Here is a 26,633-nt window from a genome sequence, read left to right on the forward strand (position 1 = left end):
ACGCCGCCGCCTCCCTTACCTGCGCCTGAACCTCCACCGCGCCCGGAACCGCCTCCAGAGCCGAGCCCGCCGCCGGCGCCGGAACCCGCACCGCCACCCCCCGAGCCCACGCCAATAGCCGCACCCACGCCAGAGCCGCCGCCCGTCACGGAGCCCGCCATTGCCGATCCACCGGATGAGCCGGCGGAGGATGTGGATGAATCAGCGCCGCCGCCGGCGCTCTGAGCCTCTCCCCTGGCGGGAGACGGATCGCGCGCTTCAGGCCACCTGACGCGGGGCGGCCTCAGGCGCGGGATCGGTGAGGCGCAGGTCGTCGATGCGGATGGGCGCAAAGCCGCGCGAAGGATCCCAGTCCAGGCGGCCACCGAGGGCCGTGACACAGGAGATCGGCTCCAACTGGGTCAGGTCCATGCGCGACAAGGCGGCGTGAGGCAGCCGGACATAGAGGACCGGATGTTGTTCGTACTCCCCCGTGCGGCCCGGCAGATGGACCCGGGTGACCACCTCGACAGACTCCCCGCCCACCACCGAAAGCACCTCGGCGCCGATGCGCAAGGTGATGGAGCAGACGTTGGTGATGTGCATCTGCTGGACGTTGGAGAACGGCAGCAGGGCATAGCCGGCGCGCTCGTTGTCGACGGGGATGATCGCCTCGTCGGGCATCGCGTCCAGTTCGAGGGCGTCCAGATAGACGATGATCCGGCCTGAAGCGGGCATGGTGATGGCGAAGCCCTCGAGGGCCGGAGTGATAGCCTCCATGTCGAGGTTGATTCGCAGGGTCTGCTCAATGGCGCTCAGGTCCAGGGCCAGCACGCTGGAGGCCAGGTTGACGTCAAGATTGTGCGCGTCGGCTGCACGCTTGCCCCGGTTGTAGAGCTCAGCGTCTTCCTTGGCGGCCGACAGCACGGCCTCGGCCAGGGCTCTCCTGCGGTCGGCGCCCAGGCCGAACAAGGCGTCGATCAGGCCCGGCTCATAGCGGGCCAGCTTCTTGCGGGCGATCTGCTCCTTGGTGTGCGTCCGCGGCGCGGGGTCGACGAGGCCCTGGGCGGCGATCGTATTCCAGTCCTTGCGGGCGTACTTGATGCAGTGAGCGCGGGTGAGATTCTCCACCAGCTTGTCGTACTTGGCGGCGTTCGCCACGGTGGTGTCCGGCTTCCTGGCGCGGGCCGACGGGCGCTCCTTGCGCTCCCGATCACGCAGGGTGCGCTTTGTCGCCCGGTCGATCCGATTCATCGTCGCGATCACGGTCTTAGCCGCCTGCCCTGACATTCCGCCGCTCCGAGACTTTTCGTCACACCCATTCTGGGTACTATCTGAGTAACCCCGGTTTCTGACTGAGCGGTTAAAATGTCGCCAGCCGGTTGATCATGCTGCTGTTTTTCCCGCTTTGGTTTCAGAACCGAGAAACACCACCACCGCGCCCTTTTTGACGGCGGCGCCCAGTTCGTTGGCGTCCCAGTTGGTCAGCCGCACGCAACCATGGCTGTCGGTCTTGCCGATATGGTTCGGATCGGGGCCGCCGTGAATGCCGTAGGTGTCCTTGGTGAGGTCGATCCACATGGAGCCCACCGGATTGTTGGGGCCGGCGGCGATGGTGAATTTGCCCTTCTTGCCATCTCCGAAGGTCAGGCGCTTGGGGTCGTAGATCCAGGTCGGATTGGGAGCGACGGTGTTCACCGCCCACTCCCCGGACGGCGCCGGACGGTCGGTGGAGCCCACCGAGGCCGGATAGACCGCCAGCAGCACATCGCCCTCGCCATAGGCGCGAACCTCGCGCTCGGCCTTGTCCACCTCGATGCGAGTGACGGCTGTGTCCAGCTTGTCGGCGCCGGGCGCCAACACGACGATGGCCGTGCCCGCGACGGCGAAGTCGGCGTCGGGGTTGAGGGTCTTCAGCAGCTTCTCATCCATGTGGAACCGCTCGGCGAACATCTCCGAGGCGCTGGCGAAACCCAGGTGATCGAGCTTGGCCTGGTCCTCACTCTTGGCGGGGATGGCGACGAAGGGGCCCTTCAGGTCGTCTGAGGTGATGACATGGTCATGGGTGACCGGCGTGGCGCCGGCCGTCAGGGCGTTCCAGGTGGCTTCGTCAAGTTTGCCCGAGGCGGTCAGGTTCCTGGCGCTCTGGAACGCGGCCAGGGCCTGACGCATGTTCTCGCCCATGACGCCGTCGATAACGCCCGGCGAGAAGTGGGCCCGGTCCAGCAGGACCTGGGCGCGGATCAGGGCCGGCTTCAGCAGAGCGGCTTCCGTCACTGTGTCGGCGGGAAGGACAGCGTTGTCGATCGCCTTGCCCTGCTCGGAGGTGGAGGCGGTCACCAGGGCGGGGATAGCCAGCGGCTGGGTGGAGACGTCTTGCAGCGTCGGCGCAGCTTGCGCGTTGGCGAGGGGTGACGCCGCCTTTCCGCCGGGCGGCGGTTCGGAACAGGCGGCGAGCGCCACCGTGAGGACAAGGATCGATGCAGACCAGTTCATCAGTGGACCTCCGCCATAAGCCGCGCAGAATGGGCGTCGTGACCAGGAAGCCCTCAAGATGGCGGCGGTTCCGGCAAGCGGCAGGAGGCCTCCTGGCCGCGACGGTGGCCCTGACCGCCATGGCCGCCAGCGCCCAGACCCCGCGCTCGGTCTGCACGGTGGCGGCCTTCGAGCCCCCGGCTCGGATCAACGCCTCGTCTCTGAGAAGCCTCGTCTGGGCCCCCTTCCGCCGCGACGAAATCGGCTGGGAAATCTATGCCCGCCAGATCCAGCGCGAGTTGCGCACAACCTGCGCGCCCGACACCTCCCGGTTCGCGCAACTGCTGGCCGGCTTCCAGAAGCGCTTTCGCATGAAGGCCACCGGACAGATGGACGCCGACACCTTCCTGCGGTTCAAGGGCGTCTGGCAGGAGCGCCGGCCCTTCGTGATGGTCAACCTCAATGGCTATTGTCCGCCCGCGCCCGATCCCGCGACCCTGGCCATCGCCGCGCCGACCGAGAGCTATGGCGGCAAGACCATTCCCCTGCGGCCCGGAACGCTGAACGCCTATCGCGCGATGGTGGCGGCGGCCAAGCGGGAGGTCCCGGCCATCGCCAAGGACACCCGAAGCCTGACCATCTTCTCCGGCTTCCGCGATCCGGACGCCGATGCGGCGCGCTGCCTGGCGGACGCCAATTGCGACGGCGTGGTTCGAGCCACCTGCTCGCCGCACCGCACGGGCCTGGCGCTCGACCTCTATGTGGGTCAGGCGCCCGGCTATGGCCCGGACTCCAGCGCCGATCCCAACCGGCTCTACATGACGCGCACGCCGACCTATGGCTGGCTGGCGGCGAACGCCCACCGGTTCGGCTTCGTGAACTATCCCTTCGAGCCCTGGCACTGGGAGTGGATCGGGCAGGCCCCGTAGAGCCAGACATCCGAAAGCGGCCGCCGGATCCGGGGCCGTCGCGCCCTGTTCCCCAGGTTGGAGCCGTTCTGATCGTTCAAATGGTCATTTGAAACGGCAGGGCTCCGGGCCATCATGACGACGACACGGCCGCAGAGCCGCGCTGCACACGGAAACGCCCATGCCGACCTTCACCTCCGACGGCCTGACCCTGGCCTATGACGACAATGTCCCGCCCGGCGGCGGCGAGCGCACCATCGTCCTGGTTCACGGGTTCTCGTCCAACCGCAACGAGGGCTGGAAGCGCACGGGCTGGTACACCGCCTTCGATCGCCGCCGCGTCCGCTGCATCGCGCTCGACCAGCGCGGGCACGGGGAGAGCGCCAAGCCGCACGACGCGCAGGCCTATACCCGCGACAAGCTGGCCGGCGATGTCATCGCCCTGCTGGATCACCTGGGCCTGAACCGGGTCGACCTGTTCGGCTATTCCATGGGGTCGCGGACCGCCCTGGCCACAGCGCTCAAGGCGCCGGACCGCATTTCGAACCTGATGCTGGGCGGGGTCGGCGGGACCCTGATCGGCGAGCGCGCCCTGCCCGGGGGCAATCCGATGGCGCAGGCGATGCTGGCGGAGGATCCCGAGACCATCACCCAGCCGATGCTGAAGAGCTTCCGGCAGTTCGCCGACGAGCAGGGGGAGGACCGCCAGGCGCTCGCAGCCATGACCGGCGCCCAGAACCCGGCCTTCGACAGGGACGCGATGGCGGCCCTGCCCATGCCGGTCCTGGTGGTGGCGGGCCAGGGCGACACCGGGGCCGGAGACCCCGCCGACCTGGCGGCCGTCTTCCACCACGCGCACGGGATCACCGTTCCCGGCTGCGACCACTTCTCGGCCATTCCCCACGCGCTCACCAAGGCCGCGGTGTTCGACTTCCTCGATGGGGAACTGGACTATCCGAGCCGGTAGGTCCTCCTCCAGCGCGCCAGCGCGATGAGGGGAGGTGGACCGTCGCGCAGCGGCGAGATGGAGGGGATCGCCGTCGGCGACATCTTCGACCCCAAAAACGAGAGTCAAAGTCCCCCTCAGTCAGCGTCGCTGACAGCTCCCCCAATGGGGGAGCATCTTGGTTCCGCCTAAGCCTTGGCGCGCGGGCCCATATTGTAAGGGCCGCCTTTTTCCAGGGCGGTCTGGTAGGCCGGGCGAGCCTGGAAGCGTTCCAGCCAGGCGGCGATGTTGGGATAGGTCGCCAGACGGCCAAAGGCGCCGGTGACCTCGCCGACGAAGCTCATCTGGACGTCGGCGCCAGAGAACTCCGACCCCATGATCCAGTCCTTGCCGGCCAGGGCGCCGTCGACATAGCCCAGGTGATTGGCGATCTCGCTCTCCAGGCGCGGGTGCAGCGGCGCCCCGGCCTCGCCCAGGCGGCCGACATACATGAACAGCATCAGGGGCAGCATGGCCGAGCCCTCGGAATAGTGCATCCACTGCTGATAGTGGTCATAGGCGGGCGTCGACGGATCGGGCTGCAGCCGGCCGCCGGCGTGGCGGCGGATGATGTAGTCGATGATCGCGCCACTCTCGATGACCGTCATGTCGCCGTCGGTGATCACCGGCGACTTGCCCAGAGGATGGACGGCCTTCAGCTCCGGCGGCGCCAGCCGGGTTGTGGCGTCCCGGGCATATTGTTTGATCTCGTAGGGAAGCTTCAGCTCTTCCAGCAGCCAGAGAATGCGCTGCGAGCGCGAGTCGTTGAGGTGGTGGACGACGATCATGGTGCGTATTCCCTGAAGCTGTTTACGACGTATAGGCTCACCGTACGGCGGGCGCCTATAGTCGCGCGATGACCGCATTGATCCTGCCCCAACTGACCGATCTTCTGGCCGAGGCCGCCGAAGCGGCGGAGGCCGTCGTGACCGAGGCCAAGGCCGCGGTCTCGGCCCTGGTCACCCGCGACGGGCGGCTGGATCGCGCCGCCGTGGACGCCCAGCAGCACGTGGCCCACGGCCTGGCCTGGGCGGCCGCCTATGCCGAGACCCTGCGCCAGACAGCGGCCTGGGGGCGGGATCTGGGAGACGGCTTTGGTGAAGCCGAGGCCCTGCCCGCCCAACTTCTCGCGTTTGAGTATCTGAGCCAGCTCTCGGGCGGCATCCCCATGAACCAGGGCGAGACCTTCCGGCTGACGGACCTGGGCCTGATGGACGACCGCCTGCGCCCTGTGATCGACCGCTTGAGGCCAGGCGCGTCCCAGGCGGTGAAGAGCCGGATCGTCGAGCTTCTGGAGGCCGCGCGGGGCCGCCCCTCCCTGGAGGCCAGCGGCCTGGACGCCACGCTGGAGATGATCCGTGACCAGTTCCAGGCCTTCGCGGCGGCGAAGATCACGCCCTTCGCCCACGGCTGGCACCTGCGCGACGAACTGATCCCGCTGGACCTGCTGCAGGAGCTGGCGGAGTTGGGGGTGTTTGGCCTGACCGCGCCGGAGGCCTACGGCGGGTCGGGCCTGGGCAAGATCGCCATGTGCGTGGTGTCCGAAGCCCTGTCGCGCGGCTGGATCGGGACCGGGTCGCTGGGCACGCGTTCGGAGATCGCCGCCGAATTGCTGCTGGCTCATGGAACAGAAGATCAGAAGGCGCGCCTGCTGCCCGGCATCGCCTCCGGCGCGATCATTCCCACGGCGGTCTTCACCGAGCCGGAGTCCGGCTCGGACCTTGGCTCCCTCAGGACCCGGGCGGTGCGCGACGGCGAGGTCTGGCGCGTCAGCGGCGCCAAGACCTGGATCACCCACGCGGCGCGCGCCGACCTGATGACCCTGCTGGTGCGGACCGATCCGACCTCCAAGGACCATCGCGGCCTCTCCATGCTGCTGGCGGAGAAACCGCGCGGCACGCACGCCGAGCCCTTCCCCGCAGCCGGCATGAGCGGCGGGGAGATCGGGGTGATCGGCTATCGCGGCATGAAGGAGTACGAGCTGGCCTTCGACGGCTTCGAAGTCCCCCAGGCCAACCTGTTAGGGGGCGTTGAGGGTCAGGGATTTTCCCAGCTGATGGCCACCTTCGAGAGCGCCCGTATCCAGACCGCCGCCCGCGCCATCGGGGTGGGTCAGGCCGCCCTCGACATCGCCCTGGACTACGCCCTGGCGCGGCGGCAGTTCGGCCAGCCGATCGCCGACTTCCCCCGCGTGGCCAACAAGTTGGCCATCATGGCGGCCGAACTGCTGGGCGCCCGGCGGCTGGCCTGGTTCGCGGCGCGGGCAAAGGACGAGGGCCGACGCTGCGACCTGGAGGCCGGCATGGCCAAGCTGGTGGCCGCCCGCGTCGCCTGGGCGGCAGCCGACAACGCGGTGCAGATTCACGGCGGGACAGGGTTTGCGGTGGAACAGCCGGTGAGCCGTCTGCTGGCCGACGCCCGCATCCTGAACATTTTCGAGGGGGCCGGAGAGATCCAGGCCCAGGTGATCGCCAGACGCCTGCTTGAAGGGGCGAACTGACCGCCCTCAGGGCCTCGGCGCGAAGCCCTGGCAGATCAGGCCGATATGCTTGTCGAAGACCGCGCTCAACGTCTCGGCGTCGCTATCATTCCAGGCCGCCAGTCGATAGGTCCAGGCGTAGGAGGCCATCAGGGTGTCGACGATGATGTCGAGATCGATTGCGGGGTCGACGTCGCCGCGAGTGATACCCTCCGACAGGCAGTCCTTCACCACCTGCTTCAGGCGCAGATTGCGGCCGAAGGGACGGGAGGCGGGCTCAAGGGTCCAGTCATAGGCCGCCGCGATGTGGGCCAGGAACAGCTTGGTGCGCCGGGTTTCGAAGGCGTAGTGGATGGCGAACATCGAGGCCAGGCGGTCGGCGGTGGAGCCGCGCAGGTGAGGCACCACGCGATCAAGTTCGGCATAGAGGGCGTCCAGCCGGTCGGCCATGACCTGGCTGAGGATGTCGCCCTTGGAGGAGAAGGTGGTGAAGACGCTGCCCACCGAGACCTCGGCGACGCGCGCGATCTCGCGGACCGTGGTCTCTTCGTAGCCTCGCGTCTCGAAGAGATCGCGCGCCGCGTCGAGCACGCGTTGCCGCGTGGCCTCCTTCTGAGACTGCCTGACGCTCAAACGGCTTCCCCCCCGAGACCACGTCGTGAATGCGCGGCTTGACCCATGGTTAGGGTGAAACTCCGCGCGGCGACGCCTCGCTCAACCGGGCGCGACAGTACGTCGCACCCGAACAGGGTCAACCCCGGCGGGCGCCGGCCAGGATCACGCGGATCTGATCCTTCGCCTTGGCCTGCAGCGCATCGATGCTCCAGCCCAGGAAGATCGCCTCCGGATAGTTGGCGAGGTAGCAGTCGAACAGCATCTGGGTGCGAAGCTTGACCTCCGCCTCCTGGCTGAGTTCGCCGCGCTCGACACCGGCCAGCAGTTGCTCGGCGATTAGGTCGTGCAACGCCAGGACCGGCGCCATGTTGCGCAGCTCGGGGCCCTGGTCGGGAGTCCAGGAGATCGAGAAGGCGGCGCGGGCCAGGGGCAGCTGGCTCTTGTAGAAGGCGTAGCCGGCGCTGAAGGCCTTCAGCAGGCAGTCGTCAACGGCGCGGCCGCGATGGGCGGCTTCACGCATGACCTCGGCGAGGCTGGCCATGTCGACCAGCATGATCTCGCGGAACAGGTCCGACTTGTCGGCGAAGTTGGCGAACACCGCACCGGTCGACATGCCGGCGGCCGCGGCGATGTCGCGGATGGTGGCGCCCTCATAGCCTTCTTCGGAAAACAGGCGGCGCGCGGCGGCCAGCACCTTGGCGCGAGTCTGCTGCTTGGCCAGGGCGCGCCGGGTGGGGACGCGGACTTCGGCTTCCTGGGCGCCGTGGAGGGTGGAGGGGTCGTGTTTCATGATGTGCGTTCAGCCGGGGGAGGGCCGCCTTCGCGAGTTGTTCAATCCGTACGCAAGCTCTTCGATCTGACGCTCCAGCCCGACGTGACTCCGCACGGGCGGGCGCCCGGTCAGAAACATCGTCGCGCTGATCAATCGTCAGCCCGCACTACAACTGCAGAATCAGGACGCGGGGAGGCGCCCAAGCCATGGGCCCGAATGGGCGGCACGGCATTTCTCGTTCTCTAACCTGATCGCCGCCGCGCGTCCAAGCGAAAGGGTCATTTTTGATCAAGTTCACCTAACTCGTTCCGCGATCCGAGCAAGGAGGTGCATTTAGCTCATAGGTTGAAGCTGGGCCGTGTGGCGCAGCGTCGCACGCGCCCATATTGGGGCGATTTCGATCATTGCAGGTTGGAAATAGAAGGTCCGGCATATCCCCGATCAGTGAGCGCGCTCGTGTAACGGCGTTCAAACGCGCGATTCGGCAGGTGGTTTCGCGCGGCCGACCGCCCTAGATTGCGGCCATGGAACGCGCATTCGACATCCTCATCCCGCTCGCCCTGCTGGCGGTGACGGTCACCCTGTTCATCGGCCTGTTCGCCCTGTTCCGCGGCGGCGAGTTCGGCCGGTCCTATTCTAACAAGCTGATGCGGTTGCGGGTGCTGCTGCAGGCGATCGCCGTGGCCCTGCTGGTCGCGGCCGTCTGGTGGCGGCACAGGGGCTAGGGATGGTCACGCTCAACAGAATCTACACCCGCACGGGCGACAAGGGCGCGACGCGCCTCGCCACCGGGGCGACCGTCAGCAAGGCGTCGCTCCGGGTTGAGACCTACGGGGCGGTGGACGAGACCAATGCCTGTATCGGCCTGGCGCGACTGCACACCACCGGCGATTTCGACGCCATACTGGCGCGCCTTCAGAACGAGTTGTTCGACCTCGGCGCCGATCTATCGACCCCGGCCAAGCCTGATGAGGCTCCCGGCCAGATGCTGCGCATCCTCGACAGCCAGGTGGCGCGCATCGAGAGCGAAATCGATCTGCTGAACGACGCCCTGCCGGCCCTGACCTCCTTCGTCCTGCCGGGTGGGACCCCCGCGGCGGCGGCCCTGCATCAGGCCCGGACAGTGGCGCGGCGAGCCGAGCGCATCGCCGTGGCCCTGATGGAATCGGGCGAGGACGTTTCCGGCCCCGCCTTCCGCTACCTCAACCGGCTGTCGGACCTGCTGTTTGTGGCGGCGCGTCACGCCAACGACCAGGGCCGGGCTGACGTGCACTGGGTCTCGGGGGGAACCCGCTAACCTCTCCGCTCGTCCCGGCGAACGCCGGGATCCAGGTCGTAGGTCACGACCTGCGCCAAGAATCCTGAAAGCGGCCGAAGGTATCTGGGTCCAGGCCTTCGCCGGGATGAGCGGCCTATTTGACGGCCGCAGCCCTGACCTTGGCGGCATGTTCCTTGGCGGCCTTGCGCTGCTCGGGCGTGTCGAGGACCCGACCGGTGATGTCGGAGATCAGGACGGGCCGCGCGCAGGTCCGACCGCGCCAGTCCCACCAGTCCCCGCGGGCCTCGCAGGCCTGGCCAGGCATGGCCCAGCCCACCTGATAGACCACGACCCCCACCAGCGAGAGGGCGAAGACCCCCACGAAAATCAACATCAGGCGCTTGATCGTTCGGTTCATGATCTTCGTCTTGGCAGGGGTTTCAGGGGGCTTAGACGGCCGCCCCGTCAAAATTGCGGCGCTGTGTGGCGGGCCTCGGCTTGCATTGCGCGTCGGAACCGTTATGCCCCAACCGTTCAATTTTTAGCAATTTGAGGCGTCAGCGAAGCCATGAAGGTGCTCGTCCCCGTAAAGCGGGTGATCGACTACAACGTCAAGGCCCGGGTCAAATCCGACCAATCCGGTGTGGACCTTGCCAATGTGAAGATGTCCATGAACCCCTTCTGCGAGATCGCGGTCGAAGAGGCCGTTCGCCAGAAGGAAAAGGGCGTCGCCACGGAAGTGGTGGCCGTGTCCATCGGCCCGATCCAGGCGCAGGAAACCCTGCGCACGGCGCTGGCCATGGGCGCCGACCGGGCGATCCTGATCCAGACCGACCAGGATCCCGAGCCCCTGGCTGTCGCCAAGCTGCTCGCCGCCATCATCGGTGAAGAGAGCCCCGACGTGGTGATCATGGGCAAGCAGGCCATCGACGGCGACAACAACGCCACCGGCCAGATGCTGGCGGCCCTGCTCGACTGGCCCCAGGCGACCTTCGCCAACTCCATCGAGTTGAACGCAGGCGACGCCAAGGTGGGCCGTGAGGTCGACGGCGGCATCCAGACCATCGACGTGACCCTGCCGGCGATCATCACCGCCGACCTGCGTCTCAACGAGCCGCGCTACGCCTCGCTGCCGAACATCATGAAGGCCAAGAAGCAGCCGCTGGACGTGAAGGACGCCGCTTCGCTCGGCGTCGACACCGCCCCGCGCCTCAAGGTCGTCAAGGTCACCGAACCGCCGAAGCGCGGCGGCGGCATCAAGGTGGAAAACGCCGCCGACCTGGTCACCAACCTCAAGACCGCAGGGGTGCTCTAATGGCCGTTCTCGTTATCGCCGACCATGACAACGCGTCCCTGAAGGACAGCACCCACAAGACCGTGACCGCAGCGCTCGCGCTGTCGTCCGACGTCGACATCCTGGTGGCCGGGTCCGGCGCCAAGGCCGTCGCCGAGGCCGCCGGCAAGATCGCCGGCGTCCGCAAGGTGCTGCTGGCCGAGAGCGACGCCCTGGGCCAGGGTCTGGCCGAGGCCGTCACCGCGGTCGCCGTGCCCCTGATGAGCGGCTACGACGCCGTCCTGACGCCCGCCACCTCGCAGGGCAAGAATTTCAGCCCCCGCATCGCGGCCAAGCTGGACGTCGCGCAGATCTCGGAAATCGTCGAAGTCGTCGACGGCTCCACCTTCGTGCGCCCGATCTATGCCGGCAACGCGCTGGAGACCGTTCAGTCCTCCGACGCCAAGAAGGTGATCACCGTTCGCGCCACCGCCTTCAAGGCGGCGGGTGAAGGCGGTTCGGCCTCGGTCGAGAGCATCGGCGCCGGCGACGGCGCGCCCAAGACCAAGTTCATCGACCAGCAACTGGTGAAGTCGGCCCGTCCCGAACTCGCCGGCGCCAAGATCGTCGTCTCCGGCGGTCGGGCCATGGGTTCGGCCGAGGAATTCCAGCGGGTCATCGACCCCCTGGCCGACAAGCTCGGGGCCGCCATCGGCGCCAGCCGCGCGGCGGTCGACGCGGGCTACGCCCCCAATGACTACCAGGTCGGTCAGACCGGCAAGGTCGTCGCCCCGGAGCTCTACATCGCCATCGGCATCTCCGGCGCCATCCAGCACCTGGCCGGGATGAAGGACTCCAAGATCATCGTCGCGATCAACAAGGACGCCGACGCGCCGATCTTCCAGGTCGCCGACTTCGGTCTGGTGTCCGACTACAAGACCGCCGTGCCGGAACTGATGGACGCCCTGGCCGCCGCCGGGAAATAACTCGCAGCGGACATCGTTGACACGACCTGGGGCGGCTCCGCGAGGGGCCGCCCCTTTTCGTCGCGGGTGGCCGAAACCGTCCCTGCACGGGCCTGATCGCGGCGTCCGGGCCACAGTCTCAGGCCCTCCTTGCGCTGCGGCGCAGCAAAACCCTTGGCGGCGCCGCACATCGGCATGTTAGAAACCCGTCACAAGCGGCGGCGGACAGGGGATACCGCCCCGTATGATCGAGGCTTTGGCGGCATGGTGGATATCAGGTCGGTCGGCGTCATTGGCGCTGGTCAGATGGGTTCGGGCATCGCCCACGTGGTCGCCCTGGGCGGCTACGACGTGCTGCTGCACGATGTGAGCGCCGAGCGGATCGAGACGGGCCTGGCCCAGATCCGCAAGAACATGACCCGTCAGGTCGTGCGCGGCATCATCACCCAGGAAGCCATGGATGTGGGCATCGCCCGCATCAAGGCCGCCCCGGAACTCCAGACCATCGGCGGCACCGACCTCGCCATCGAGGCGGCCACCGAGAACGAGGAGGTCAAGAAGTCGATCTTCAAGGCGCTGACCCCACACCTCGGGCCCGACACTCTGCTGGCGTCGAACACCTCGTCGATCTCCATCACCCGCCTGGGCGCGGCCTCTGACCGGCCCGGCCGGTTCATCGGCCTGCACTTCATGAACCCGGTGCCGCTGATGAACCTCGTGGAGATCATCCGCGGCATCGCCACCGACGCCCCGACCTACGAGACCGCCGTCAACTTCGCCAAGTCGCTGGGCAAGACGACCGCCAACGCCGAGGACTTCCCGGCCTTCATCGTCAACCGCGTGCTGGTGCCGATGATCAATGAGGCGATCTACACCCTGTATGAAGGCGTCGGCACGGTGGACGCCATCGACACGGCCCTGAAGCTGGGCGCCAACCATCCGATGGGCCCCCTGGAGCTGGGCGACTTCATCGGCCTGGATACGGTGCTGTCGATCATGAACGTGCTGTACGAGGGTCTGGCCGATTCCAAGTACCGGCCTTGCCCGCTGCTGGTGAAGTACGTCGAGGCCGGCTGGCTCGGCCGCAAGACCGACCGCGGCTTCTACGACTACCGCGGCGAGGTGCCGGTCCCGACGCGGTAAACTGGCGGACGTTCTTCGGGCAGGAGACCCCGGCATGGATGTCCTGAAGACACGCCTCGCCAAGACGCTCGACCTTACCAACGCCCTGGCTGAGGGCCTCTCCGCCGACGCCCTCAAGAGCCACAATGGCAAGGCTCCGTCCAACCCCATCGGCGGGCAATTCTGGTGCTTGGTGGGCGCGCGGGAAAGCTACGCGCGCGCCTTTGAAGCCGGACGCTGGCGCGGTTTCTCCTGCAGCCTGGCGGAACCCGGCGCGCCAGCAGCGGTGCAGGCCGCATTGGCGGCTTCGCGCGACCTGGTGCTGGCGCGACTTTCTGCTGCGCCGGGCGACCTGGACGAGGCCCGCCAAGGCATTCTGGTCGACCTCATCGAGCACGAGGCCCAGCATCACGGCCAGCTGATCCGCTATTTCTACGCCAACGCCCTGCCCTTCCCTCCAGCCTTCGCGAGCCGCTACGCGCTGTAGGGCGTCGACGCTGCGCAGCTAACGGATTTGGCCGTTTACGGCGGCGCTTCGAACCGACACAACGGCGCCTGCAACCCACCAAGCAGGAGCCGCCCCGATGTCCGACACCTCGACCGCCGACTACATCATCGTCGGCGCCGGTTCGGCCGGCTGCGTGCTGGCCAACCGCCTGAGCGCGGACGCCGCCAACACCGTCCTGCTGCTGGAGGCCGGCGGGGACGACCGGCCCACCAGGGAACCCAGCCAGTTCCTGTCCAACGTGATGATCCACGTGCCGGTGGGTTACGCCCAGACGCTGAAGGATCCCAAGGTCAACTGGCTCTACCCCACCGAGCCCGATCCGGGCACCGGCGGGCGCGTCCACACTTGGCCGCGCGGCAAGGTCCTGGGCGGCTCGTCCTCGATCAACGGCCTGCTCTATATCCGCGGCCAGCAGGCCGACTATGACGGCTGGCGGCAGCTGGGGTGCGAGGGCTGGGGCTGGGACGACGTCGCCCCCTATTTCAAGCGCTCGCAGCACCAGGAACGCGGCGCCAATGCGCACCATGCCGTGGGCGGGCCGCTGAACGTCTCCGACGTCACCACCAAGCACCCGGTGTCCGACGCCGTGGTGGAGGCCTGTGTCGAGGCCGGTATCCCGCGCAACGAGGACGTCAACGGCGAGAACCAGGAGGGCGTCAGCTACTATCAGCTGACCGTGAAGAACGGGCAGCGCCAGTCTGCGGCGGTGGCCTATCTGCATCCGGCCATGGGCCGGGCGAACCTCAAGGTCGAGACCCGCGCGCTCACCACCAAGGTGATCTTCGAGGGCAAGAAGGCCGTCGGGATCGAGTACCTGCAGGACGGCGTCCGCAAGATCGCCAAGGCCCGGCGCGAGGTGATCCTGGCCGGCGGCGCGATCAACTCACCGCAACTGCTGCAGCTGTCGGGCATCGGCCCCGGCGAGCTGCTGCGCGACCACGGCATCGAGGTGATCGCCGATCTGCCCGGCGTCGGCGAGAACCTTCAGGACCACTACGTCATGGGGGTCACCTACCGTCTGAAGCCTGGGACGATTTCGGTCAACGAACTGACCAAGGGGCCACGCTTCCTGGGCGAGATCCTGAAATACGCCTTCCAGCGCAAGGGTCTGCTGACCTTGTCGGCGGCCCATGTCGCGGCTTTCTGCAAGTCTCGGCCCGATCTGGCGGGGCCAGACATCCAGTTCCATATCCTGCCGGCCTCGCAGAACCTGGAAAAGGCCATGAGCGGCAAGATGGAGCTGGACGGGGCGCCTGGCCTGACCATCGCGCCGTGCCAGGTGCGGCCTGAGAGCCGTGGGACCATCCACATCAAGTCGGCCGACCCCACCGTCTATCCCGCCATCGCCCCCAACTACCTCTCCGATCCCCTGGACCAGGAGGTGGCGGTGGCCGGGCTGAAGTGGGCCCGCAAGATCGCCGCCCAGCCGGCGCTCGCCAGGTATATCGACCACGAGATGCTGCCCGGCCCGGACTTCAGCAATGACGAGGCCCTGCTGGGCTACGCCCGCATGGCCGGATCGACCATCTATCACCCGGTGGGAACCTGCCAGATGGGGTCAGGACCCATGGCGGTGGTGGACGCCCAGCTTCGGGTGCGCGGCGTCGAGGGCCTGCGGGTGGTGGACGCCTCGGTGATGCCGCGCCTGGTGTCGGGCAACACCAACGCACCGACCATCATGATCGCTGAGAAGGCCGCCGACATGGTGCTGGGCAGGGCCGCCGCGTCCAATTAACGCGACACGCTCGCGCAATCGTTAATCCGTTCGACTTGCACCGGCGGCGCATCCGATACTGAGGAGCGATTCGGGCAGGCGGGACCATGCGACGGCTCACATTGGCGCTGCTTTCGGGCGCCTACCTCTGTGTTGCACTGATCTTCGCCCTCCTCATGTGGCGTAACGGGGGAGGCTGGGCGGCTGGCCTCTCCATGCTCGCGGCTGGATTCGCCCTTTGCTACACCTTCCATGGCCTGATCATGCACAGCCTGGAGAACGTCGCCCTGCGGCGTGAACTCGAGAACATCCGCGAGGCGCAGCGCATCCTGATCGACCAGATGGAGCGTATGGACGCCCGGGTGGTCGAGGTCGTCGAAACCGTCACCGACGACGCCGCGCGCCGCTCCGAGGAGCTGACCGGCGAGGTCCACATGCTGGAGGACCTGGTGCAGCGTATGGGCCAGCGGCTGGAGGAGCGAATGGTGCAGGCGCCGCCCACCGCTCGCCACGCGCCGCAGCACCGCCAGTCCGCCGCCCTGCTGGAAACCATCCGCGAGGCGCTGGCCGAGAACCGCGTCGACCTCTACCTGCAGCCGGTCGTGGGCCTGCCGCAGCGCCGCACCGTCTTCTACGAGAGCTTCTCGCGCCTGCGCGACGAAACCGGCCGGGTGATGATGCCCGCCGAATACCTGGCCGTGGCCGAGCCTGAGGGCCTGGTCACCTCCATCGACAACCTGTTGCTGTTCCGCTGCGTGCAGATCGTCCGGAGGCTGGCCAAGACCGACAAGAAGATCGGCATCTTCTGCAACATCTCCACCTCCAGTCTGGCCGACGAGAGCTTCTTCCCGCAGTTCCTCGACCTGCTGGCCGCCAACCGTGACCTGGCCGGCGCCCTGATCTTCGAACTGGGCCAGGCCGCCTTCGACGCGCGCGGCGCGGTGGAGGCTCGCAACATGGGCAAGCTGGCCGACCTCGGCTTCCGCTTCAGCCTGGACAAGGTCGTGGACCTGGACCTGGACTTCCAGGACCTGGCCCGCTCGGACGTGAAGTTCCTGAAGATCGGCGCCCAGTTCCTGCTGGGCCAGTTGATGGACACCGACGAGGGGCTGGTGCTGAAATCGATGCCCGACCTCGCGGCCCAGGACTTCGCCACCCTTACCCGCCGCTACGGCGTGGAGATCATCGCCGAGAAGGTCGAGGAAGAGCGCCAGATCGTCGACATCCTCGAGCTCGACATCGCCTATGGCCAGGGTCACCTGTTCGGCGAACCGCGCCCGATCAAGGACGCCATCCTGGCCGAGACCGATCCCCCCGCCGAGTTCCTGCGCACCAACATGCGCCGCCGCGCCGGCGGCCGGCATTGACCATCTAGGCTCGGGCCTTTACCGCCCGGCTCCATGACCGCGCTGATCTCCGGACTCTCCGACCTCGCCGACCGCTACGACGTGATCCTCTCCGACGTCTGGGGCGTGATCCACAATGGGCGCGAAAGCTTCCCCGCCGCCTGTGGCGCTCTGGAGACGTGGGGGAAGACCAAGCCCGTGGTGCTGATCTCCAATTCCCCGCGCCCCTCACACTCGGTGATACCGCAACTGGACGAGCTGGGCGTCCAGCGCGCGACCTGGCAGGCCTTCGTCACCTCAGGCGACGCCACCCGGGTGCTGCTGAGTGAACTCGCCCCCGGCCCGGCCTGGCGGGTCGGCCCCGACCGCGACGCCCCGCTCTATGAGGGCCTGGGTCTCGACTATGCCGACTACGACAAGGCCGCTTTCATCTCGGTGACCGGGCCCTATGACGACGAGGTCGAGGGGCCTGGCGACTACCAGGAGCAGTTCGAGGCCTGCGCCGAGCGCGGACTGGTGATGACCTGCGCCAATCCCGACATCGTCGTGCAGCGAGGCGACCGGCTGATCTATTGCGGCGGGGCGCTGGCCCAACTCTACGCCCAGCTGGGCGGCAAGGTGCTGATGGCCGGCAAGCCCTATGCGCCGATCTACGACCTGTGCCTCGTCGAGGCTGAACGACTGCTGGGCCGCCCCGTCGATCCCGCCCGCGTGCTCTGCATCGGCGATGGCCTGCCCACCGACGTGAAGGGCGCCAACGACCAGGGCCTGGACGTGCTGTTCGTGGCCAGCGGCATCCATGGGGCCGAGACCATCGGGGCCGACGGGCTCAACGCCAAGGCGGTGGAGGATCTGCTGGCCGCCGACGGCCTGACCGCGACCTACGCGATCGCGGACCTGATCTGGTAGGCGCTCCCGCCACCGGCGGCCCGGAGTTTGATCGCAAACTCCTCAGCAGTCCTTGCGAGCTTTGCCGTCAGGTCCGATCTCGTCCAGGGCTTCGCTTGGCGGGCCAAGGCGGCTAAGGAAGGCCAACGGTAGGGGACGCGCGCGTGCAGGGACTGTTCTTCGAAGATCTGAGTGTCGGCCAGTCGGCCGAGAACACCAAGGTCGTCACCGCCAATGACGTGGAGGCCTTCGCCGCTGTCTCCGGCGACACCAACCCCGTGCACCTGGACGAGGCCTATGCAAGGACCACCACCTTCCAGACCCGCATCGCCCACGGCATGCTGTCGGGCGCCTATATCTCCGCGGTGATCGGCACCAAGCTGCCGGGCCCGGGCGCGATCTACCTGTCGCAGTCCATGCGGTTCCGACGGCCCGTGAAGCTGGGGGATCTCGTGGTGACGCGCGTGACGGTTCAGGCCCTGGACGACAAGCGCGGCCACGCCACGTTGGCCACCGTCTGCCAGGTGGACGGCAAGACCGTGGTGGACGGCGAGGCGGTGATCATGGTCCCGCGGAAGGGCGCCTGACCTTCATGCGGATCGTTCACGACTGGCAGGACCTGGCCGAACGCGACCGCGGCGCGGCGGTGGCCCTGGGGAATTTCGACGGCGTGCACCGCGGCCACCAGAAGGTGATCGCGCTCGCCGCCAAAGCCGCCGGCCAGCTGAAGGCGCCGTTGGGGGTGGTCAGCTTCGACCCGCATCCGCGCCGCATCTTCCAGCCGAATTCGCCGTCCTTCCGGCTGATGCAGCCCGACCAGCAGGCCCGCGCCCTGGCGGGACTGGGGGTCGATATCTCCTACGTCCTGCCCTTCACCCAGGAATTCGCCGAGATGAGCGACCGGGAGTTCGTGGTGGAGGTGCTGCACAAGGGCCTGGGGATCCGTAACGTGGCCGTCGGCTTCGACATCTCCTTCGGCAAGGGCCGCACCGGCAGTCCCGAGACCATGGCGCGCTACGGCCAGGACCTGGGCTTTGGGGTCTCGGTGGCCCAGGCGGTGGGCGAAGGTAACGCCAAGTTCTCCTCCACCGCGGTGCGCGAAGTCCTGCGGGACGGCCATCCCGAGATCGCCGCGTCGATCCTGGGGCGGCCCTTCGCAATCGAGGGCATGGTGGTGCGCGGTCGCCAGCTCGGCCGCACCCTCGGCTATCCCACGGCCAACGTCGCCCTGAACGACTATGTCCTGCCGCGCTTCGGCGTCTACGCCACCCGCACCCGCCTGCCCGACGGCCGCGAGATCGCCGGGGTGGCCAATATCGGGGTCAGTCCCATGATCGACGGGGTGACAGCGCCGCGCCTGGAGGTCTGGCTGTTCGACTTCGACGAGGACATCTACGATCAGGTGATCGAGACCGACCTGATCGCCTTCCTGCGCGACGAAGCCAGGTTCGACAGCATGGACGCCATGACCACCCAGATCATGGCCGACGCCGCCCAGGCGCGGACCCTGCTGCTGCCGGAGCTGTAGCGCGCAAAGGGCTCGCCCCACGCGCGCCCCTCTGCTATCTCGGCCCGCTATGACCTTGGTTCGGACATTGTCGCGAATTACCCGCCCGGCGTGACGCCGCCGGACGAAGCTCCAGCGCGCGCCGGGATCACCCGCACACTCGTTCCGAACATCGCTGGAAAGCCCCATGGCCGACGACGCTGACAAGCCCGCGCGCGACTATCGCGAAACCGTCTTCCTTCCCGACACCCCGTTCCCGATGCGGGCGGGCCTGCCGGTCAAGGAGCCCGAGATCCTGGCCCGCTGGGCCAAGATCGATCTCTACAACACCGCGCGCGCCGAGCGGCAGGCGGCAGGCGCGCCGCTGTTCGTGCTGCATGACGGCCCGCCCTACGCCAACGGCGCCATCCACATCGGTCACGCCCTGCAGAAGACTCTGAAGGACTTCGTGGTCCGCTCGCGGTTCGCGCTGGGCTACGACGTCGACTACGTGCCCGGCTGGGACTGTCACGGCCTGCCGATCGAGTGGAAGATCGAGGAAGAGCTGCGCGGCCAGGGTCGCCGCAAGGACGAGGTCTCCAAGGCCGAGTTCCGTGAGCGCTGCCGCGAATACGCCGCCAAGTGGATCGACGTGCAGCGTGACGGCTTCAAGCGCCTGGGCGTCGTCGGCGACTGGGAGAACCGCTACGCCACCATGGACTATTCGTCCGAGGCGGCCATCGTGGCTGAGTTCCACAAGTTCGTGACCTCCGGCCAGCTCTATCGCGGCTCCAAGCCGGTGATGTGGAGCCCCGTCGAGCGCACGGCGCTCGCCGACGCCGAGGTGGAATATGCCGATGTGAACTCACCGACCATCTGGGTGAAGTTCCCGGTGGTCGACGGCAGCGACGCGGCCCGCGGCGCCAGCATCGTGATCTGGACCACCACGCCCTGGACCATCCCGGCCAACCGGGCGATCAGCTACAACAACGACATCGCCTATGGCGTCTACCTGGTGGAAGCCATGGAAGAGGGCCTGGAGTTCGAGCCCTGGGCCAAGGCCGGCGACAAGCTGATCGTGGCCGACAAGCTGGCCGACGACGTCTTCAAGGTCGCCAAGATCGCCAAGACCCGCCGGATCGAAACCTTCGACCCGCAGGGCGTCACCGCCGAGCATCCGCTGGCGGGCCTGGACAGCTATTACCAGTTCGCCGTGCCGCTGCTGGACGGCGACCACGTCACCGATGACGCCGGCACCGGCTTTGTTCACACCGCGCCGGGCCATGGCGCGGACGACTACCTGGTCTGGCTGGCCCACGGGCATCGCGAGATCCCCGAGACGGTCGATCCGGACGGCGCCTATCACGACCACGTGGCCCTGTTCGCCGGCCTCAAGGTGCTGGAGACCGAGGGCAAGAAGGTCGGCAAGTTCGGCCCGGCCAACGGCGCGGTGCAGGAAAAGCTGATCGAGGCCGGCCGCCTGCTGGCGCGCGGCCGGGTGGAGCACTCCTATCCGCACTCCTGGCGCTCCAAGGCGCCAGTGATCTACCGCAACACGCCCCAGTGGTTCATCCGCATGGACGAACCCATCGAGGACAAGGTCCACGACGGCAAGACCCTGCGCGAGACCGCGCTGACCGCCATCGAGGCCACCACCTTCCATCCGGCCGGCGGCAAGAACCGTATCCGCGCCATGGTGGAGAGCCGTCCCGACTGGCTGATCAGCCGCCAGCGCGCCTGGGGCGCCCCCCTGGCCATGTTCGTCGACAAGGAGACCAACCAGCCGCTGGTGGATCCGCAGATGAACCAGCGGATCGTCGACCTGGTCAGGGCCGAGGGCGCCGACGCCTGGTTCACCCGGCCGGTGACCGACTTCCTGGGGAACCACGATCCGGAGCGCTACGAGAAGGTCGAAGACATCCTCGACGTCTGGTTCGATTCCGGCTCGACCCACGCCTTCACACTTGAGAACCGAGAGCACACCCGCTGGCCCGCCGACCTCTATCTGGAGGGCTCGGATCAGCACCGCGGCTGGTTCCAGTCCTCGCTGCTGGAAAGCTCCGGCACGCGGGGCCGCGCGCCCTACGACGCCATCCTCACCCATGGGTTCACCATGGACGAGAACGGCGAGAAGATGAGCAAGTCCAAGGGCAACACCGTCGATCCCGAGGTGGTGATCCGCGAGTCCGGGGCCGAGATCATCCGGCTCTGGGCCTCGATGATCGACTATTCCGACGACAGCCGGATCGGCAAGACGATCCTGGCCACCACCACCGACGCCTATCGCAAGCTGCGCAACACCGTCCGCTACCTGCTGGGCGCCCTGGCCGGCTTCGAGGAGAGCGAACGCGTGGCGCTTGAGGACCTGCCGCCGCTTGAGCGGTTCATCCTACACCGGCTGCACGAGCTTGATGGCCAGGTGCGCACCGCCTACGACGCCTACCTGTTCCAGGACGTCAGCCGGCCGATCACCGAGTTCTGCCAGGTGGAGCTGTCGCAGCTGTTCTTCGACATCCGCCGAGACGCCCTCTACTGCGACCAGCCCACGGCGCTGCGCCGCCGGGCCGCGCGCACGGTGATGGACGCGGTGTTCGAGCGGCTGACGGTGTGGCTCGCGCCTCTCATTCCCTTCACCATGGAGGAGGCCTGGACCACGCGCTTCCCCGACGCGCCCTCCAACTGCCTGCGGGTGTTCCCGGAGACCCCGGCGTCCTGGGCCAATCCGGCCGAGGCCGAGCGTTGGGCCAAGATCCAATCGGTGACCTCCGTGGTCACCGGGGCCCTGGAAGTCGAACGCCGCGAGAAGCGGATGGGCGCGGCTCTGGAAGCCGCGCCTGTGGTCCACATCGCCGACGCCGCCCTGCTGGCCGCCTTCGATGGCCTGGACGCCGCGGAGCTGTTCCGCACCAGCCAGGCGACGCTTGTCGCCGGCGACGGCCCGGCCGGGGCCTTCCGCCTGGCCGAGACGCCCGGCGTCGCGGTTGAGCCGATCAAGGCGGACGGCAAGAAGTGCGCCCGGTCCTGGCGGATCCTGCCCGAGGTCGGGTCGGACCCACGCTATCCGGAACTGTCGCTGCGGGACGCTCAGGCGGTCGCCGCCTGGGACGCTGAAAGGGCCTGACGATGAAAGCGATCTCCAAGTACGGCTGGTCGGCCTACCTCCTGGCCCTGACGGTCATCGTCCTGGACCAGCTTTCCAAGCACCTGATCCTGGGTCTGCTGGGAACCGAGGCCGGCTCCAGCGTGCCGGTGGGCGGCCCCTTCAGCCTGACGCTGGTCTGGAACCAGGGGGTCAGTTTTGGCCTGTTCCGCGCCGAGCATGACATCGTGCGCTGGGCGCTGACCGCCTTTTCGCTGATCGTGGCGATCTTCCTGGCCAACTGGGCGCGGACCGCTCTGCGCTGGCCCATGGCCCTGGGTCTGGGTCTGGTGATGGGCGGCGCCATCGGCAACGCCATCGACCGGGTCCGCTTCGGCGCGGTGGTGGATTTCCTGGACTTCCAGCAGCTTGGCTTCTTCCCCTGGGTGTTCAACGTGGCCGACGCGGCGATCACCGTGGGGGTGGTCTTCCTTTTGCTCGATTCCACCCGCAAAGAGGCCGCAGCCTAAACGCGTTGGCGGCGATTGCCGTTTGCGCTATCTGACTCTTCCATTCCGGCCGGGGGCGGCCAATCGGAGCCTATAGTTCATGAGCTTGAACCGAGTGATCGTCGCGACCGCCCTGATCGGGATGGTGGGTCTCACCGGCTGCGCCTCGTCCCGCAAGGCGTTGGGCATGACCAAGGTGACCCCTGACGAGTTCCGCGTGGTCTCCAAGGCCCCCCTGGTGGTGCCGCCCGACTATTCGCTGCGTCCGCCGGCCCCGGGTGAACCCCGTCCGCAGGAACTGCAGCCCGAGAGCGCCGCGCGCAACGCCCTGCTGGGCCGCCGGGACGCCGAAGCCCGCTCCGAGGGCGAGAAGATGCTGGTGGCCAAGGCCGGCGCCGACAAGGCCGACCCCCTGATCCGCTACGTCGTCGACGACGAGGGCGGCGACCTGGCCCACAAGGAAAAGAGTTTCGCCGACAAGGTGATGTTCTGGAAAGACGGCAAGGCCAACGCCGCGGCGACCGAGGCGGCCGGCGACAATGTCGCCGCGCCGATCGATCCGGCCTCCGAGGCCGCCAAAATCCGCGAAGTCACCGGCGACAAGCCGGTGGTCATCGCGCGCGAGAAGAGCACCCGGATCAAGCTGCCGGGCCTGTAGGACGAAGATGCTACGCGCCCTTCTCCCGCAAGGAGAGAAGGAACTCCGTGGATCACTCCTCCCCCGGCGTCTTCACGTCGAAGCCCTGCGACTGGAGCTGATCCAGCACGCCGTCCTTGGCCAACAGGGGGCGGAGCGGGACAACGGCCACCGCATGGCCGGGAATCTTCAACGCCTTGGCGATGGCGGCGGCCTGGTCGGCCTTAAAGCGGCGGTCGAGGGCCAGGGCGCCGGGCGCCGAGGCCAGGCATTTCTCGAAACCGCGCTCGGCGGTCAGCGCGCCGCGAACATCACCGTCGGCCCAGGCCTGGGCGGCGCGGCGGGCGGCTGAAGGGCCGGCTTCGGCTTCGGATATGGCGTCCTCTAGGCAGGCCTGTTGCGCGGCCAGGGGCGTGCGCACCACCTGGCCCAGCAGCCGGCCCGCATCGTAGGACTTCTCCTCGACCTTGATCTTCCGCGCCTTGGCCAAGCGGCGGACGGTCTTGGCCGGATCGGCGGCGGTGAGTTGGCTGGCCTGCCGGTAGTCGTCCACCAGGATCAGGCCTGCGGCGAGGCCATTGGTCGTGCGGTAGCGATCGGCGGGCTTCCCGCTGCGGGTGCGCACCGCCGCGAAACGGGCCCTGAGCGCCGGCGGCAGGGTCTCCTCATAGGGCGTCCTGGAACGCAGGCGCAGCAGGTTGATGGCCGCGCCGGGGACGGTGAGCAGGCTGATGCTGACCTCATTGAAGGGCAGGATCAGCCGGTTGGCGCCCTCCAGTCGGCGAACCAGCACGCTCTGGTCCCAGATGAGCGACTTGGGCATGACCGAGGGCGCCCCCAGCACATAGACCACGGTGTCAGCGTCGGAGACCCGCCACCACGCCGGGCCTGGCAGGCGGGCGGTCACCACCAGTTCCTCCACCAGGACCGCGTCCGGATCGGGGGTCTGGGCCTGGGCGGGCCCCGCCAGCAGCAGGACGGCGAGGGCGAGAGGTCGCGCGAAGGTCATGGGCCTCATACCGGCTGGAATCGTCCTATATATCCAGTCCGAGGACCTAGACTTCAAAATGACCATCCGCCGCCTGCCGCCCGAGACCGTGAACCGCATCGCCGCCGGCGAGGTGGTGGAGCGGCCTGCCAGCGCGGTCAAGGAACTGGTGGAGAACGCCCTGGACGCCGGCGCCCGCACCGTCGAGGTGCAGGCCAACGGCGGCGGCCTGACCCGCATCCTGGTGGCCGACGATGGCGCGGGCCTGGCCGCCGACCAGTTGCCCCTGGCGGTGGAGCGCCACGCCACCTCCAAGCTCAGCCCCGATGACGCCGGGGACTATGACCTCTTACACATCCATACCCTGGGCTTCCGAGGCGAGGCCCTGCCCTCCATCGGCTCGGTGGCGCGGCTCTCGATTTCATCGCGCGCCAGGGGCGAGGCCGACGCCCACGCTATCCTCGTCGAGGGCGGCGCCATGGGGGCGGTGTCGCCGTCCGGCTTCCCCGGCCCGCACGGGGCGCGGGTGGAGGTGCGCGACCTGTTCTACGCCACCCCGGCCCGGCTGAAGTTCATGAAGTCCGAGCGTTCGGAAGCGATGGCCATCGCCGAGGAGATCAAGCGCCAGGCCATGGCCCACGAGGCCGTCTCCTTCGCCCTCGACCTGGACGGCCGCCGCACCCTGCGCCTGCCCGCCGAGAGCAGGGGGCCTGACGGACGCCTGGCGCGGCTGGCCTCGATCATGGGCCGCGAGTTCCAGGACAATGCCCTGGCTATCGACCAGGAGCGGGACAACATCCGGCTGTCGGGGTTCGCCGGCCTGCCCACCTACAATCGCGGTAACTCGGCCCACCAGTACCTGTTCGTCAACGGCCGCCCGGTGCGCGACCGGCTGCTGCAGGGGGCGCTGCGCGGGGCATATGCCGACTTCCTGGCCCGCGACCGCCACCCGCTGGTGGCGCTGTATCTGGAGCTCGATCCCAGCCAGGTGGATGTCAATGTCCACCCCGCCAAGGCCGAGGTTCGGTTCCGCGATCCGGCCATGGTGCGCGGGCTGATCGTCAGCGGCCTGCGCCACGTGCTGGCGGGCGCCGGGCACCGGGCCTCCACCTCGGTGGCCAGCGAGGCGCTGAGCGGCTTTCGGACCGGCTATGTTCCGCAACCCTCGGCGGAGGGCTTTTCGGCCTGGCGCATGGGCGGCTGGGCGCAGGCGGCGGCCCAGGCGATCCCTGGCCTCACCGAGGTCTCGGCGCGGGCGGATACCCAGTACGAGCCTAACAGTTACACCCCCCGCCCTGGCCTGCACGAGGCGCCGGCCGCCTCGGTGGTGTTCGATCCGGTGGACTTCCCGCTCGGCGCCGCCCGGGCCCAGGTGCACGAGACCTATATCGTGGCCCAGACCCGCGACGGGGTGGTCATCGTCGACCAGCACGCCGCCCATGAGCGGCTGGTCTATGAGCGGATGAAGGTGGAGATGGCCGGCGGCGGGGTGTCCCGCCAGGCCCTGCTGCTGCCCGAGGTGGTGGAGCTCGATCCCGCCGAGGCCGAGCGGGTGGTGGCCAAGGCCGACGAACTGATGGCGCTGGGCCTTGCGGTGGAGGCCTTCGGCCCCGGCGCGGTGCTGGTGCGAGAGACCCCGGCCCTGTTGGGGGAGACCGACGTCGCCGGCCTGGTGCGCGACATCGCCGATGACCTGTCGGAAAACGGCCAGGCCCTGGCGCTGAAGGAACGGCTGGAGGAGGTCTGTTCCACCATGGCCTGCCACGGCTCTGTGCGGGCGGGACGGCGGCTGTCGGCGCCGGAGATGAACGCACTGCTCCGCCAGATGGAGGCCACGCCCCACTCCGGCCAGTGCAACCACGGCCGGCCAACCTATGTGGAACTGAAGCTGGCCGACATCGAGCGGCTGTTCGGGCGACGCTAGTTACTCCGCCGCCAGCTTCTCGATGCGCTTGGCGGCGTTGTCGAGGGCGAGCGTCGCGCGGACCTCGATGCGGGCCTGATCCGACTGCATGCGGGCGAGTTCGGCCTGGACCGTGCCGAGCCTCGCCTTCGCGTCGGCCAGTTCGTCGGCCAGAAGCAGGGCCCCCATCAGGAACAGGCGGGTGTCCCCGAGCTGGCCCATATCCTGGGAGACCTGGCGGACCTGGCGGTCGAAGATGCGGGCCAGTTCGATGAGATGCTGTTCCTGACCGTCCTCGCAGCCGACGGTATAGGGGCGGCCGTTCACCTCGATGATCATCTGGGCCATGGCCTAGACCTCTTCGTTTTCGGCGGCGGGGACGGGTTCGTCGTGATCGGCCAGAGCCGCCTGGATCTCGGCGATGGCGCGGCCCAGCGCCGCAGAGGCCTCGGCGCCGGCGTCCTCCAGGGCGCGCTCGCGGGCGCGGGCCTTGTCCAGTTCATCGGCGAGCTTCGCGCGGTCCTGGTCGAACAGACCGCCCGGCTCCTCGCCGGCCTGCGGCGCGCGCGCGGCCATGCGTTGCTCCAGTTGGGCGACCGCGCGATCCAGCCGCTTGGCGGCCTGGTCGAGGGCGCTATCGCCCACAGACTCCCGGTTCATTCGACGCTCCGAAGGGTGTGACTGTTAATCTATAGACCGTGGCGGGCGCACCCCGGAACCCGTCACGTTCCTTGACCCGATGTT

General features: G+C 68.1%; 27 protein-coding genes. 18 read left to right on the top strand and 9 right to left on the bottom strand.

All coding sequences use genetic code 11. From position 1 onward, the window contains the following. Positions 1–258 precede the first annotated feature (258 nt). Positions 259–1,233, bottom strand: coding sequence for a hypothetical protein (locus AAC997_RS06485; RefSeq protein WP_340644872.1), 975 nt, complete (start codon positions 1,231–1,233; stop codon positions 259–261). A 132-nt stretch (positions 1,234–1,365) separates the two neighbouring features. After that, positions 1,366–2,475 (bottom strand): L,D-transpeptidase, encoded by a 1,110-nt coding sequence (locus AAC997_RS06490; RefSeq protein WP_340644873.1) that lies wholly within the window; start codon positions 2,473–2,475, stop codon positions 1,366–1,368. A 38-nt stretch (positions 2,476–2,513) separates the two neighbouring features. Between AAC997_RS06490 and AAC997_RS06495 the strand changes: the two genes are divergently transcribed. Together AAC997_RS06495 and AAC997_RS06500 are read left to right on the top strand one after the other, a co-directional pair. Beyond that, the gene (locus AAC997_RS06495) at positions 2,514–3,383 is read left to right on the top strand and encodes a D-alanyl-D-alanine carboxypeptidase family protein (RefSeq protein WP_340644874.1); all 870 of its coding nucleotides are present in this window, start codon (positions 2,514–2,516) and stop codon (positions 3,381–3,383) included. 160 nt (positions 3,384–3,543) lie between these two features. Next, positions 3,544–4,329, top strand: a complete 786-nt coding sequence (locus AAC997_RS06500; RefSeq protein ID WP_340644875.1) for an alpha/beta hydrolase — start codon at positions 3,544–3,546, stop codon at positions 4,327–4,329. Positions 4,330–4,496: 167 nt separating this feature from the next. Here the strand turns inward: AAC997_RS06500 and AAC997_RS06505 are convergent, their stop codons facing one another. After that, complete coding sequence (locus tag AAC997_RS06505) at positions 4,497–5,135, bottom strand: glutathione S-transferase (protein WP_340644876.1); 639 nt, start codon at positions 5,133–5,135, stop codon at positions 4,497–4,499. 68 nt (positions 5,136–5,203) lie between these two features. Between AAC997_RS06505 and AAC997_RS06510 the strand changes: the two genes are divergently transcribed. Further along, positions 5,204–6,847 carry an acyl-CoA dehydrogenase family protein gene (locus AAC997_RS06510; protein ID WP_340644877.1) on the top strand — a complete coding sequence of 548 codons (1,644 nt, stop codon included), beginning with the start codon at positions 5,204–5,206 and terminating at the stop codon, positions 6,845–6,847. A 6-nt stretch (positions 6,848–6,853) separates the two neighbouring features. Here the strand turns inward: AAC997_RS06510 and AAC997_RS06515 are convergent, their stop codons facing one another. Together AAC997_RS06515 and AAC997_RS06520 are read right to left on the bottom strand one after the other, a co-directional pair. Then, complete coding sequence (locus AAC997_RS06515) at positions 6,854–7,459, bottom strand: TetR/AcrR family transcriptional regulator (protein ID WP_340644878.1); 606 nt, start codon at positions 7,457–7,459, stop codon at positions 6,854–6,856. A gap of 118 nt (positions 7,460–7,577) precedes the next feature. Further along, the gene (locus tag AAC997_RS06520) at positions 7,578–8,231 is read right to left on the bottom strand and encodes a helix-turn-helix domain-containing protein (RefSeq protein WP_340644879.1); all 654 of its coding nucleotides are present in this window, start codon (positions 8,229–8,231) and stop codon (positions 7,578–7,580) included. A gap of 506 nt (positions 8,232–8,737) precedes the next feature. Here AAC997_RS06520 and AAC997_RS06525 point away from each other — a divergent pair. Together AAC997_RS06525 and AAC997_RS06530 are read left to right on the top strand one after the other, a co-directional pair. Then, positions 8,738–8,938 (top strand): twin transmembrane helix small protein, encoded by a 201-nt coding sequence (locus AAC997_RS06525; RefSeq protein ID WP_340644880.1) that lies wholly within the window; start codon positions 8,738–8,740, stop codon positions 8,936–8,938. A gap of 2 nt (positions 8,939–8,940) precedes the next feature. Continuing rightward, on the top strand, positions 8,941–9,510 hold the full coding sequence (locus AAC997_RS06530) for a cob(I)yrinic acid a,c-diamide adenosyltransferase (protein ID WP_340644881.1): 570 nt from the start codon (positions 8,941–8,943) through the stop codon (positions 9,508–9,510). 115 nt (positions 9,511–9,625) lie between these two features. Here the strand turns inward: AAC997_RS06530 and AAC997_RS06535 are convergent, their stop codons facing one another. Continuing rightward, positions 9,626–9,889 carry a hypothetical protein gene (locus AAC997_RS06535; RefSeq protein ID WP_340644882.1) on the bottom strand — a complete coding sequence of 88 codons (264 nt, stop codon included), beginning with the start codon at positions 9,887–9,889 and terminating at the stop codon, positions 9,626–9,628. 150 nt (positions 9,890–10,039) lie between these two features. Here AAC997_RS06535 and AAC997_RS06540 point away from each other — a divergent pair, with 150 nt between their 5' ends. From AAC997_RS06540 to AAC997_RS06595, 12 genes are all read left to right on the top strand, one after another. Continuing rightward, positions 10,040–10,786 carry an electron transfer flavoprotein subunit beta/FixA family protein gene (locus tag AAC997_RS06540; RefSeq protein WP_340644883.1) on the top strand — a complete coding sequence of 249 codons (747 nt, stop codon included), beginning with the start codon at positions 10,040–10,042 and terminating at the stop codon, positions 10,784–10,786. After that, positions 10,786–11,730, top strand: a complete 945-nt coding sequence (locus AAC997_RS06545) for an electron transfer flavoprotein subunit alpha/FixB family protein (RefSeq protein WP_340644884.1) — start codon at positions 10,786–10,788, stop codon at positions 11,728–11,730. The genes AAC997_RS06540 and AAC997_RS06545 overlap by 1 nt, the downstream gene beginning before the upstream one ends. Positions 11,731–11,973: 243 nt before the next feature. Continuing rightward, positions 11,974–12,852 carry a 3-hydroxybutyryl-CoA dehydrogenase gene (locus AAC997_RS06550; protein ID WP_340644885.1) on the top strand — a complete coding sequence of 293 codons (879 nt, stop codon included), beginning with the start codon at positions 11,974–11,976 and terminating at the stop codon, positions 12,850–12,852. 34 nt (positions 12,853–12,886) lie between these two features. Continuing rightward, positions 12,887–13,318: a DinB family protein gene (locus AAC997_RS06555; protein ID WP_340644886.1), complete on the top strand. Its 432-nt coding sequence runs from the start codon at positions 12,887–12,889 to the stop codon at positions 13,316–13,318. Between the two features lie 97 nt (positions 13,319–13,415). Then, positions 13,416–15,074: a choline dehydrogenase gene (locus tag AAC997_RS06560; RefSeq protein ID WP_340644887.1), complete on the top strand. Its 1,659-nt coding sequence runs from the start codon at positions 13,416–13,418 to the stop codon at positions 15,072–15,074. An 86-nt stretch (positions 15,075–15,160) separates the two neighbouring features. After that, positions 15,161–16,420: an EAL domain-containing protein gene (locus AAC997_RS06565; protein WP_340644888.1), complete on the top strand. Its 1,260-nt coding sequence runs from the start codon at positions 15,161–15,163 to the stop codon at positions 16,418–16,420. A 33-nt stretch (positions 16,421–16,453) separates the two neighbouring features. Further along, positions 16,454–17,308, top strand: coding sequence for a TIGR01459 family HAD-type hydrolase (locus AAC997_RS06570; protein WP_340644889.1), 855 nt, complete (start codon positions 16,454–16,456; stop codon positions 17,306–17,308). A 143-nt stretch (positions 17,309–17,451) separates the two neighbouring features. Further along, positions 17,452–17,874, top strand: coding sequence for a MaoC family dehydratase (locus AAC997_RS06575; RefSeq protein WP_340644890.1), 423 nt, complete (start codon positions 17,452–17,454; stop codon positions 17,872–17,874). Between the two features lie 5 nt (positions 17,875–17,879). After that, a complete protein-coding gene (locus AAC997_RS06580) occupies positions 17,880–18,815 on the top strand; it encodes a bifunctional riboflavin kinase/FAD synthetase (RefSeq protein WP_340644891.1) in 936 nt (311 codons plus the stop codon). Positions 18,816–18,981: 166 nt separating this feature from the next. Then, entirely contained in the window at positions 18,982–21,894 is a 2,913-nt protein-coding gene (gene ileS / locus AAC997_RS06585) for an isoleucine--tRNA ligase (protein WP_340644892.1), read from the top strand. Positions 21,895–21,896: 2 nt separating this feature from the next. Beyond that, positions 21,897–22,382, top strand: a complete 486-nt coding sequence (gene lspA / locus AAC997_RS06590) for a signal peptidase II (protein WP_340644893.1) — start codon at positions 21,897–21,899, stop codon at positions 22,380–22,382. A gap of 79 nt (positions 22,383–22,461) precedes the next feature. After that, the gene (locus tag AAC997_RS06595) at positions 22,462–23,019 is read left to right on the top strand and encodes a DUF3035 domain-containing protein (protein WP_340644894.1); all 558 of its coding nucleotides are present in this window, start codon (positions 22,462–22,464) and stop codon (positions 23,017–23,019) included. Between the two features lie 52 nt (positions 23,020–23,071). Here the strand turns inward: AAC997_RS06595 and AAC997_RS06600 are convergent, their stop codons facing one another. Further along, positions 23,072–24,007 (bottom strand): TraB/GumN family protein, encoded by a 936-nt coding sequence (locus AAC997_RS06600; RefSeq protein ID WP_340644895.1) that lies wholly within the window; start codon positions 24,005–24,007, stop codon positions 23,072–23,074. Positions 24,008–24,065: 58 nt separating this feature from the next. Here AAC997_RS06600 and mutL point away from each other — a divergent pair, with 58 nt between their 5' ends. Further along, positions 24,066–25,910, top strand: a complete 1,845-nt coding sequence (gene mutL / locus AAC997_RS06605; protein WP_340644896.1) for a DNA mismatch repair endonuclease MutL — start codon at positions 24,066–24,068, stop codon at positions 25,908–25,910. On the opposite strand, the gene AAC997_RS06610 is transcribed toward mutL, so the two are convergent. Both AAC997_RS06610 and AAC997_RS06615 read right to left on the bottom strand, forming a co-directional pair. After that, a complete protein-coding gene (locus tag AAC997_RS06610) occupies positions 25,911–26,237 on the bottom strand; it encodes a cell division protein ZapA (protein ID WP_293495474.1) in 327 nt (108 codons plus the stop codon). A 3-nt stretch (positions 26,238–26,240) separates the two neighbouring features. Next, entirely contained in the window at positions 26,241–26,549 is a 309-nt protein-coding gene (locus AAC997_RS06615; RefSeq protein WP_340644897.1) for a DUF4164 family protein, read from the bottom strand. Positions 26,550–26,633 lie beyond the last annotated feature (84 nt).

Origin of the sequence: Phenylobacterium sp. (assembly GCF_037968635.1) — a bacterium.
In the GTDB taxonomy this organism is placed as follows: Bacteria; Pseudomonadota; Alphaproteobacteria; order Caulobacterales; family Caulobacteraceae; genus Phenylobacterium.